Source organism: Pleomorphomonas sp. JP5, assembly GCF_023721815.1.
In the GTDB taxonomy this organism is placed as follows: Bacteria; Pseudomonadota; Alphaproteobacteria; order Rhizobiales; family Pleomorphomonadaceae; genus Pleomorphomonas.
This window is the reverse complement of sequence record NZ_JAMDLI010000001.1, coordinates 261,498-272,516: the sequence shown is the minus strand read 5'-3', so window position 1 is coordinate 272,516 and position 11,019 is coordinate 261,498. Positions and strand designations below refer to the sequence as shown.

At 62.1% G+C, this 11,019-nt stretch carries 10 protein-coding genes; 9 read left to right on the top strand and 1 reads right to left on the bottom strand.

From position 1 onward, the window contains the following. Positions 1 to 5: 5 nt before the first annotated feature. The 9 genes from M4J40_RS01265 (at position 6) to M4J40_RS01225 (ending at position 9,288) form a co-directional block, all read left to right on the top strand. Positions 6 to 734: an NlpC/P60 family protein gene (locus M4J40_RS01265; RefSeq protein ID WP_251751449.1), complete on the top strand. Its 729-nt coding sequence runs from the start codon at positions 6 to 8 to the stop codon at positions 732 to 734. After that, positions 724 to 1,314 carry a tail assembly protein gene (locus tag M4J40_RS01260; protein ID WP_251751448.1) on the top strand — a complete coding sequence of 197 codons (591 nt, stop codon included), beginning with the start codon at positions 724 to 726 and terminating at the stop codon, positions 1,312 to 1,314. Before M4J40_RS01265 ends, M4J40_RS01260 begins: the two co-directional genes overlap by 11 nt. Beyond that, positions 1,311 to 4,571 carry a host specificity protein J gene (locus M4J40_RS01255; RefSeq protein ID WP_251751447.1) on the top strand — a complete coding sequence of 1,087 codons (3,261 nt, stop codon included), beginning with the start codon at positions 1,311 to 1,313 and terminating at the stop codon, positions 4,569 to 4,571. The genes M4J40_RS01260 and M4J40_RS01255 overlap by 4 nt, the downstream gene beginning before the upstream one ends. A gap of 8 nt (positions 4,572 to 4,579) precedes the next feature. After that, on the top strand, positions 4,580 to 5,635 hold the full coding sequence (locus M4J40_RS01250) for a hypothetical protein (protein ID WP_251751445.1): 1,056 nt from the start codon (positions 4,580 to 4,582) through the stop codon (positions 5,633 to 5,635). 2 nt (positions 5,636 to 5,637) lie between these two features. Next, a complete protein-coding gene (locus M4J40_RS01245) occupies positions 5,638 to 6,060 on the top strand; it encodes a hypothetical protein (RefSeq protein ID WP_251751443.1) in 423 nt (140 codons plus the stop codon). Between the two features lie 78 nt (positions 6,061 to 6,138). Further along, a complete protein-coding gene (locus tag M4J40_RS01240) occupies positions 6,139 to 6,978 on the top strand; it encodes a glycoside hydrolase family 108 protein (RefSeq protein WP_251751441.1) in 840 nt (279 codons plus the stop codon). Continuing rightward, positions 6,975 to 7,259, top strand: a complete 285-nt coding sequence (locus M4J40_RS01235; RefSeq protein WP_251751440.1) for a hypothetical protein — start codon at positions 6,975 to 6,977, stop codon at positions 7,257 to 7,259. The genes M4J40_RS01240 and M4J40_RS01235 overlap by 4 nt, the downstream gene beginning before the upstream one ends. Before the next feature lie 183 nt (positions 7,260 to 7,442). Then, complete coding sequence (locus tag M4J40_RS01230; protein ID WP_251751438.1) at positions 7,443 to 7,814, top strand: hypothetical protein; 372 nt, start codon at positions 7,443 to 7,445, stop codon at positions 7,812 to 7,814. 133 nt (positions 7,815 to 7,947) lie between these two features. Beyond that, complete coding sequence (locus M4J40_RS01225) at positions 7,948 to 9,288, top strand: HEPN domain-containing protein (protein WP_251751436.1); 1,341 nt, start codon at positions 7,948 to 7,950, stop codon at positions 9,286 to 9,288. 299 nt (positions 9,289 to 9,587) lie between these two features. On the opposite strand, the gene M4J40_RS01220 is transcribed toward M4J40_RS01225, so the two are convergent. Then, positions 9,588 to 10,856, bottom strand: coding sequence for a DNA polymerase thumb domain-containing protein (locus tag M4J40_RS01220; protein ID WP_251751434.1), 1,269 nt, complete (start codon positions 10,854 to 10,856; stop codon positions 9,588 to 9,590). Positions 10,857 to 11,019: the final 163 nt, after the last annotated feature.

Sequence of the window (11,019 nt, the reverse complement as noted above, 5' to 3'; positions counted from 1 at the left end):
AGACTATGTTCGGTAACGACGTCTCCAGGGCGGCGCGTGATCACGCGTTGTCCGAATGGCCGCGCGAAGCCTGCGGGGTGGTGTCAGGCGGGGTCTATCAACCGATCGCCAACGTGGCGGCCGATCCGCTCAACGCTTTCGAGATGCCGGCGGGTGTGTGGCTCGATCTCGCGCCCGAGGCGGTCATCCATAGCCATGATGGTTCGACGGTGAAGGACGAGAACGGTCGCGCGCGCCCGCGCCATCCGCATCACCCGAGCCGGGCCGACATGGAAAGCCAGATCGCGGCCGGCTTGCCCTTCGGGATCGTCTCGATCGATGGCGAGACGGCGAGCGATATCCTGTGGTGGGGCGATCACGTGCTCGACGAGCCGCTGGTCGGCCGGAGCTTCGTTCCGGGTGTCCGCGACTGCTACGCCCTGGTGCGGGCGTGGTACCGGCAGCGGCGCGGGGTCACCTTGCCGGACTTCGCTCGCGATGATGGTTGGTGGGGTTCCGGCGAGAACATGCTCGTCGAGCACTTCCGGGAGGCCGGCTTCGTGCTGCTCGACGGCGAGACACCCCGGCCCGGCGACGTGTTCTTCGCCCGCGCCGGCTCACGCGTTCCGAGCCATTCCGGCCTGCTCGACGAGAACGGGTTGATCCTGCATCACCTCGACGGGTGCCTGTCCTGTCATGACGTGCCCGGCCGCTGGCGGGCGCGTATCACCCATTGGGTGCGCCATGCGGCGTAAGATCCATCTCCATGGCGCCCTCGGCAAACGCTTCGGCCGCGTCCATCTCCTCGACGTGGCGACGGCCGGCGAGGCGGGACGGGCACTCGCCGCCGTGCTACCGGGCTTCCGCGATTTCGCCGTCGGCAAATGGTTCCGCGTGGTGCGCGGCGATCGGCGCACCGGGCTCGCACTCGGCGAGGATGATCTCGCCTTCGAGCTCGGTTCGGCGGATCTCCATATCGTGCCAGTGCTCGCCGGCAGGGGCGGACGCGGCGGGCTCGGCAAGATCATTGCCGGCGTCTTCCTGATCGGCGCCGCCTTCTTCTTCCCCGGCACCATCGCGGCGATCGGCACCTCGACCGGCCTCGGCATCACGGCGGGACAGGTGGCCGGCCTTGGTGTCGCCCTGGCGCTATCCGGTCTCGGCCAGATGCTGGCCCCCAAGCCCAAGTCCACCAAGGATCAATCCTCCTACCTCTTCGATGGCGGCGCCAACGTCACCACCGAGGGCGGGCCGGTGCCGCTCGTCTACGGGCATTTCCGCGTCAATCCGGTGCTCGTTGGTGTCGGCCTTTCCACCGAGGATATCGCGGTATGAGCTTCCACGATCTTCGCCTTGCGGGTGCCGGCGGCAAGTCCGGCGGCGGCGGCTACTCGGAGTCGCCGAACACGCTGCGCGCCAAGCAAACCCTGCGGCTGCTGACGCTGGTCTCCGAAGGCGTGACCGGCGGCCTCGTCGATGGCGCCAAGTCGATCTATTGCGACGACGTACCGGTGCAGAACGCCGATGGCAGCTTCAACTTCGAGGGCGTGAGCTTCGAGACGCGCATCGGCCTGCCGGATCAGACGCCGATGTCGGGCTTTCCGGCCGTCGAGACCGAAGTTTCGGTCGGCGCCGAGGTCAAGAAGAACGTCTCGATCACCCAGGCGATCACCAATCTCGACGCCACGGCAGCGCGCGTCTCGATCCGCCTGCCGTCGCTGACCAAGACCGACACCGGCTCCGGCTCGGTCAATGGCAACTCGGTTTCGATCGCCATCGACTGCCGATCGGAGGGCGGCACCTGGACCGTCGTTCGCACCGACACGATCTCCGGCAAATGCACCTCGCCATACGTGCGCGCCTATCGCTTCGACCTTCCGGACAAAGGGCCTTGGTATGTCCGGGTGCGGCGGCTCTCCGAGGACAGCAACGGCACCACCTCGCTCAATGCCACCTACTGGTCATCCTTCACCATCATCGAGGATTACCAGCTCATCTATCCCGACAGCGCCTTGCTTGGCCTGGTGGTCGACGCGTCGTCCTTCGGCTCGTCGTCCATCCCGACCGTGACCGCCGATTGGGCGGGGATCGAGATCCAGGTGCCGGCGAACTACGATCCGGAGACGAGGGCCTATGATGGGATCTGGGACGGCACCTTCAAGCGGGCGGTCTCCGACAACCCGGCGTGGATCTTCTTCGACCTGATCGACAACGACCGCTATGGGCTCAAGAAGTACCTCGCCGGCTTCTCCGTCACGTTCCCCGATCTCTACTCGCTGACCAAGTGGGAGCTCTATGAGATCGCCCGCTATTGCGACGAGTTGGTCGACGACGGCTTCGGCGGCAAGGAGCCGCGCTTCGCCTTCAACGGCATGATCTCCGACCGTGACGAGGCGATCAACGTCCTCACCGCCATGGCCGGCGTGTTCCGTGGCGTCGTCTATTGGGGCGCCGGCTCCATCATGCCGGTGTGCGACAAGCCCTCGGAGGCGCGCAAGCTGGTGACGCGGGCCAATGTGATCGATGGCGCCTTCACCTATCAGGGCTCTTCGCTGAGTGCCCGCCATACCCAAGTGCTCGTCCAGTGGTTCGATCCGGAGAACAGCTACAAGCCGGCGATCGAGGTGGTCGAAGATCCCGACGCCATCGCGCTCTATGGCGCCCGCCAAACCGAGATCCAGGCGATCGGCTGCACCTCTCGCGGACAGGCGCACCGCTACGGCGATTGGCTGCTCGACACCGAACAGAACGAAACCGAAGTGGTGACCTATCGCGCCGGCCTCGACCACGCCGACGTGGTGCCCGGCGACGTCGTGCTGATCGCCGATCCCTCCTATGCCGGCGTCCGCTTCGGCGGCCGGCTGGCGGGCGTCTCGGCCGACCTTCTGACCTTGACGCTCGACGCGCCGGTGACGCTCGGCGAGGGGGAGACCTACTCGGTGACCGTCGTCATGGCCGATGGCTCGCTCGCCGATCGCGACGTGACCAACCCGGCCGGCGAAACGGCGACGCTGTCGCTTGCCTCGGCGCTACCTGCGGCGCCGATCGCCGGGGCGCTGTGGCTCATGACCGGTTCCGACGTGGCGCCTCGTCCGTTCCGGGTGCTGTCGGTGACCGAGGCGGAAAAGCATCAGTTCGATATCTCGGCACTGGTCTATGACGAGACCAAATATCCGCGTGTCGAACAGGGCCTCGTTCTCGAAAAGCCGTCCTTCTCGGCCTATCCGAAGGGGCCGCTCGCCGCGCCCGCCAACATCAGCGTTCGGGAGTATCTCTATCTGGCCGGCGGAACGACGGTGCGCGGCGCGGCCACCATCGGATGGACGCCGCCGACTGATGCGCGCACCGAGCGGTTCGACGTGCAGATCAAAACGCCGGATCTCGAATGGGCGCCGGCCGGCTCGACGTCGTCGGCCTCGATCGATGTCTCGGACCTTCTGCCGGGCCTCTATCGCTTCCGGGTGCAATCGGTCGCCTCGCTCGGTGGCCTCCGCTCGCAGTGGCTGGAGACACCTTCGCTGTTGATCTCCAGCGTCAACGCGCCGCCTGATGATGTCGACGGCTTCGGCATTGCCGTGCTCGGAGATCTCTCCACGCTGTCATGGCGGGCGGTCGCCTCGCTCAACTTCTCGCACTACCTGGTGCGCTACACGCCGGCCACGGCGGGGGCGACGTGGGGGAGTGCGGCCGTTCTGTTGCCGCATGTGACCAGCACGAGCGCGCAAGTGCCGACACGGCCGGGAACCTATCTCATCAAGGCGGTGAGCACGCAGGGTGTCGAGAGCCTTGCGGCGGCGCTGATCGTCTCGACGGTGGAGGGAGCGACACGCAACGTCGTCGATGTGATCGCCGAGGATCCCACCTGGACGGGCGACCACGACGGCACCTATACCGCAGGCGGCGCCTTGCGGCTCGACAGCGTCGACTCGCTGGCCGACTGGTCGACGCTCGACGCAGTGATACGCATCGCCCTCGGCATCAACGGCATTCGCGCCTCGGGCATCTACACGAGCGAAACCGTCCTGGATCTCGGCAAGGTCTACACCTCACGCGTCACGCCGGAGATCGTCGCCTCGGGCGACAACCTCGCCAACACGGTCGGATCGTGGGCTCGCCTCGGCGACGTCGAGAGCTTGTCCGGTGCGAGCTCGACCCTTTGGGGCGCGGCGATGGAGATCCGCACCACCAACGACGATCCCGAGGCCGATCCGGCCTGGAGCGAGTGGCGGGAGGCGGCCACCGGTGACGTGGCGGCTCGCGCCTACCAGACGCGACTGGTGCTGACGAGCGGCGCCCCGACCGTCACGCCAGTGGTCACGCGGGCGCGGCTTCTGGTCGATATGCCCGACCGCATCGTCAGCGGCAACGATCTCGCCGTGCCGGCCGAAGGCCTGCGGGTGGCGTTCGCGCCGCCCTACAAGCGCCTGACCGGGCTTTCGGTATCGGCGCAGGGCATGGCGACGGGCGACTATTACGAACTGACCGACAAGGGCGAAGGCGGCTTCTTCATCGCCTTCCGAGACGCCAGCGGCGCGGCCGTGGCGCGAACCTTCGACTATGTGGCTGCCGGCTACGGGCAGCTCAAAACCTGAGGTGATCAATGACACAATATGGCTATGAGCCGCTGTCGCCAACCGACAGCGGATCGACCCTGCTTGAGCGGATCAACGGCGTGGTGCCGGCGCTGGTGACCAACCACAAGGGACCGGCGCGGCCCGGCTACGTTCAGCCGGGCATGATGTGGATCGACGACTCCGGTTCGAAGTGGTTGCTCAACCTCTTCGACGGCGCGAACGACGTGGCGATCGCCGCGATCGATCCGGATACGCATACGGTCGTCGCGGCATATGTGCCGGCCGCACGCAAACTCAAGGTTGGCGCTGGCCTCGTCCTCGATGGCGTCGCCGGCACCGATGCGGAGCCGGCAGAGGCGGACCTGACTGCCGATCTGACCTTCACGATGGCTTTCGCCCCCCCTGCCGTAACGATTGCCGGCGAGCGCGACGATCTGCCAGTGCATCCCGCCGGCCTCAAGGCTGCAATTGCAGCACTGGCACCGAGGGGCGGCTACACGGACGTAGATTACGTCAATACGAGTGGAGACTTCGTGGCTCCCGCCGATCTCGATGAGGGACTTGATCCACTTGTGTTTGTTTGGGCTGCTGGCGGCGGATATAGCTCGACAGCCGGTGGTGCAGCCGGCCTCTCTATCGGGACCGTATCGATTGCCGCGTCTGAGATTGTCCCTGTAACAGTCGGGGCTAGCGTTCTTTCGGGGCGAGCTGGATCATCCGTGTTCAAGAGTCTGTCTGCTACAGGCGGGCTTGCCGGGGGGGGCGTAACTCCGGGCGCGGGAACCGGAAGTGGCGGCAATCTATACAACGGCTTCATAGGTGCCCCTCTTACCCAGAGTCTAGCTCGGTTCGCTGCCCGAGCATTTTGGGGTGCTTTTTTCAGCCTGCCCGTGCCAGTGGCGCAGATATTCTCCGGAGCGGGTGACGCGTTTATGTCAATCTACAGTACTACGGAATATACATCAGCAACGCCGTGGACGCCGTCTAGCGGCTACGTCCCCGGTAGTTACAGCAACGATGCTACTAACAGATACGGTGCTGGTGGTGCCGTGATCATCTTCTATCGCCGCAAGGGGGGCTGATTGTGAGAGTCTCTCTCAAGATCACTGACGGCGTGATCACTGATGTCGTCTCGCTTGGCGACGATGCCCTGGCGCCTGTTGGCTACGTCGTGGATGAAAGCATCCCTGCTGGTACTGGCATCGGTTGCCGTCTGGTGGATGGTGAATGGGCTGCACCGGACCTGCCTCCGGCCGAACCAGCCCCGCTCGTTCCTCTGACTGCGCGCCAGCTCCGGCTAGGTCTCCTCAAGATCGGCATCAAGCCGGCAGATGTGGCGGCGGCGATCTCCGTCTTGCCGACAGACCAGCGGGATGAAGCTGAAATCGAATGGGACTATGCCAGTGAGTACCGAAGGAACCACCCGTTGATCGCCACGCTCGGGCAGACCTTCGGCCTCTCCGCCGATCAGATTGACGCGGCTTGGCGCGATGCCATGGCGCTCTGACGCCCCTCTTGAAGCCTCACAGACAGGAATGCCCATGCCCGCCTCTGGCGGGTTTTTTGTTGCCTGAAAGGACGCAACATGACTGCGATCACGACCGAATTCGACCGCGCGCTTACCAAGGAACTCATCCTTGAGGGCGGCTTCGTGAACCATCCCAAAGACCCCGGCCGCGCCACCATGAAGGGTGTCACACAGGCCGTCTATGACACCTATCGGAAGTCCGTTGGCGCCGGCCGGCAAAGTGTCCGTTGTATCTCCGATGACGAAGTGAGGGCCATCTATCGCGGCCGCTACTGGAACCTCATCAAGGGCGACAGCCTGCCGCCTGGCGTCGGCTTCGTCGTCTTCGATGGTGCGGTCAACTCCGGCCCGGCACAATCGGTGAAATGGCTCCAGCGCGCGCTCGGCCTCGATCGTGTTGACGGCCTGGTTGGCCCGCAGACGTTGCAAGCCGTCGCCGCCGTCAATGACCATGACGCGCTGATCGAGCGCATCCTGAAGCTTCGCGACGCCTTCCTGAAGGCGCTCAAGACATGGTCGACCTTCGGCAAGGGCTGGACCAACCGGCTCCGGCAAGTGCTCGCCGTGGGGCAGGCGTGGGCGCGCGGCTCGGTCGGCCCGGAGGTGGTCTATGACGCGGCCGGCTCTGCCAAGGCGCTTTCCTCCGACGCCAAGGCGGTGCCCTCGGCGGCGCTCGCCGACGCGGTGACCGGTGGCGGCGCGATCGGTGGCAGCGCCATTGTTGGCGCGCTCCAGACGGCGCAAACGCAGCTTGCCCCGCTCGCCGCCGGCAGCGCGGCCATCAGCAACATCGTCGCCGGCATCGTCGTGGTCTCGGCCGTGCTGACGATCGGTGGCGCCGTCTACGGCTGGTGGGTACGTCGGCGCCGGGCCGAACTCGCCGAGGCGCTGGCGTGACCGGTCTCCTCGGCGGCGCCATCGCCTTCGTCAAGAGCGACTGGCGGCTTGTCCTTCTCCTTGCGCTGGCGGCCTGCCTCGGCCTTGCCGCTTGGCGCATCTACGCGGCCGGCGCCGCGTCCGAGGTCGCCCGGCAGAACGCCGGAAGCCTCGAAGCTCTCCGGGAAAGGGTGATGATTGATGAAAAGCTCGATCGGGCGACGATTGAGGATCTGTGCCGCCGTGCCGGCGGCGGCGCTGGCTGTCTCGGCCTGCAACCCGGTGACCAGCCGGCTCGGTGACGGGCTGAAACTCGTCACGCCTCTCCAGCCGGCGGCGGCCGTCTGCCTCGCCGAGACCGACCCGGCCGCGCTCCGGCGCATCCTCGGTAATGACGAGATAATCAAGCGGTCACGGTGACCGCTCGATCCCGGCGGCGGGGCAGGGCGCTCCGCCGTCCATGCAATCAGATCAATGGGGCAGACATGGCAGACATCGGGCCGCATATCCCAGGCGCGGCCGAAATTCTGGGGGTGATCATGGGCAAGGTGGCTCCGGCGCTCGCGGGCGCCTACATTCGCAACCTGTTCCCGCCTCGCAAGTCGTGGCGACAACGGCTGCTCGAAACTGCCGGCGGCGTGCTGCTGGTCTTTTACGGTGGCGAGGTGGCGGCTGGGGCAACATGGGCGGTGCTGAAATGGGCCGGCGGCTTCGTCGGCGTGGTTGATGTCGGCGAGTTCGTCAATCGGCCGCAGAGTGACCTTCTGGCCGCGTTTCTCGTTGGCCTGACGGGTATGACGGCAGTGGAAGGCGGGTTTCACTATGCGCGAAGGTGGGTGGAGAAGAGAGGAACATAAAGTGACCTCGCTTTTGAGTTCGACGAGATTTGAAATGAGGTGCACATTTCAACCAACAATGGAGCTTGTTGATCGCTGGACTAAACTAGAAGCGTAGCGTTTTCTGATCGGAAATGGACTGCTGGGGTACTCAATGATGAGTAAAACAAATCCAAAACTAAATCACGATAAACTCAAGAATTTGATACATTTGGCGCGAGATGTACTTTCTGAATTCAATAATGGAACGACATCTGTAGAGAATATATCTGCAATTGATTTCAACGAACTTGGTATATCTCTATTTGGCCCGCATGTCGTTCGATACTCTGAGAAATATATAGATGCTCGTCGAGCATTTTCATCGGCTGCGGTCAAAGTTCTGAATGCGAAGTGCGCGCATGAGAGAACAATCAGCCGGTTGTGTCAGGAGGCTGGCCAGGAGTATGTAATGCTGGTCGCTGCTACCGAGAACATTCCGGGAGACGCGCTTGACAAAGCCGCCAAAAAACTAGCCGACAGTGTTTTGGCGGAGGCGGGACACGAATACACCTACATAGAGCCCAATTTCCTCGTTCGTCATACCGTGAACGACATAATCTCGCTGGGGCGCGTCCGGTCTATGCCCGCCTCTTTGGTCGAAAACAACACACCACTACATAAATTCAGTACGTACATAATTAAGGAAGGGGCGTACCCGGAGCAAACCATTGAGAATGGAAGCCTCATGTTGGGAATGCCGGACAGTGTTTGGGTTGTGAGTGTTCCTGCCACTAAGGAAAACGCTAGCGAAGAAGCTAAATGGCTGATCGATGTCGCGGTCAGTTTAATGCGTCTCAGTACAAACAGTTGGCCTGGAAACTATCCTTATACAGGTGACGTTGAGGCTCATCCGACACGCCAGATCCAGCATCCCCACCCCTTCCTTGTGATGGAAGACAACGGGCTGACCTGTGGGGGAGGTACACTTCACGGCTGGTATGAAACAAGCCCCGACGTGATCGAGCAATTGTCCGGCTCCATCATTCAGTCGAAGGCGTCGATTCTGTTCGATCCGCCCGAAAACACTCTTGCAGACCGCGTTGCAAACGGGCTCGGTTGGATGACAAGAGGTCGGCAGGTTTCAGATCGTTCGGAGAGGCTGCTCTTCTTCTTCACGTCCCTTGAAGCGTTACTGACGTCGAAAGACAAGTCAGACCCGATCACGCAGACTATCAGTAGGCACGCGGCGGTGATATGCAGCCAAGACATACCAAATCGCGTTACTATATTTAAAAAAATGAAGTCGCTATATTCATTAAGATCCGACGTAGTGCACGGCGGAAAACGAAATGTTCTTTGGAGCGAAGTAAATTTACTACAGAATCTTGTTGAGAGCATATTCTCTAAAGTTCTATTGAACTGTGATTTGTACATGACCCAATCAGAATTTGATCAATTCTTATCCGAAGCCAGCCATGGACTACCTTTTAAGGGCTATCTAGAAAAAGAATAAGTTAGTGTAGATCCTTTTATATTATTCTCAGGCGCATGAATATACCATGTTACGCCATCCCCCCAACGAAACCCGACATCTCGTCGAGCCGCACGAGAGAGATCCTCACCGGCCCGCCGCATCCTCGCGCGCGGCATTTCTCCCCGCGCTGGATCTCATCAATGAACTCCTGGCCTCGGCCGGGAAGACTGGCCTTGGTCAGATAGTGCAAATGCCCGCACCGTCGACAGAGGCATTCGAGCCTCTGCCCCTCTGCCAGATCCTGGACCTGAAACTTCGTCTGCCAGCCGCCCATGATGTCACCAGAAATCTTCAGCCGAGGGAATGCGAGTGTAGCTGATCTTCCCGCCGACGTGGCCGCCGGCCGGCGGGTTCCAAGGCCCGAGCGAGACGACAGTGCCGCCATACTTCGCATTGAGTTCGTCGACTGCCGTGGTGGCCGCTTCCCACCGGCGTCGTTCCTCGTCGTCGGCCAACAGAAAATCGAGCTGTCGTTCCCCGGCCGGCGAAAGGTTGTAAAGGGTGACGCCAACCCGGAAGATTGTCGTTCGCCCTGGATGATCGTCGGCGAAATGCCCCCAAAGAGTACTGAGGGCGGAGAGAATGGCTTGATCGTCATTGACGATCGGAAGCGGCATTTGACGAAACCAAGATCCATCAGTGATGGAAAGCCAAAGCCAGATGCCCCCAGCGTAGTAGTACTCACGACGGAGGCGCCGCGCGGCCTTGATCAGAAGAAGCCGCGTTATCTCCCGCGCCGCTTTGGGGTTTCTCGCACCCGGTGGCAGAACTCTGCCATGGCCGAACATGCCGCGTTGGCTGGCCTGCGCTTGAATGTCATAGCCGTGTAGGGCGTACCAAAGCCGCTCGCCGGTGACATTGCGCCAGATCTTGCGCATGTGCTTTGGCTGGAGGTTGTACAGATCTTCGCTACTAAAAATGCCCATGCCGCGTAGGCGCGAGGCCAGACGACTACCCACGCCGGGTATGTCTTCCATCCGCACCGTGAAAAGAGGGGCCGGCATGTCCTCCGGCTTCCAGATCGCCAAACCATCGCCGTAGCGACCTCGTGAGCGCTTCCCCGCCTTGCACGCCATTTTCGCCAGTTGCCGGTTTGCAGCAAAGCCGGTCGTCGCTGTGATGTAAGGGCCGATATTGTCTCGCAAGGCTGCCTTGATTCGACGCGTCAGATCTTCGGGTTCGCGTCGGCCGTCCTGGTCCAAGATGCATGTAAGCTCATCGATCGACTTCGCCGTGTCGATAGGGATGACTGTTTCAATCTCGCTCAAAAGGGCATTGTGAGCCCGCCGATAAAGGTCTGGCTTCTGGGGCACTGTGACCAGATCAGCACAGATGGATGACGCCTCGCGAATCGACATCAGGGAAGTGATTCCGGCGTCCTTCGCCTCACGCGAGACAGCAATCAACATTCCCCGGTCGCCAAGCCCCTCGAACGGAACAACCCCAACCGGGCGGCCTCTCAGTCGTCTATCGCATTGCTGCTCGACACTGGCAAAAAAGCCATCAAAATCAAGATACAAGCGTTCAATCGTCTCGGGCTTCCGCATTTTTCGCCATCCACTGCCCTCGCCATGTTCTTTTTATGTTCTCATATAGAGCGAGGGATGGAGTCAACTGACACGCAAAGTCAGCGGACAAAACGAGTCAGTGCGGTTGCTTCCCGGATGTCAGAAAGAACGAGGCCTCGCCGAAAGCGCACATTCAATTGTA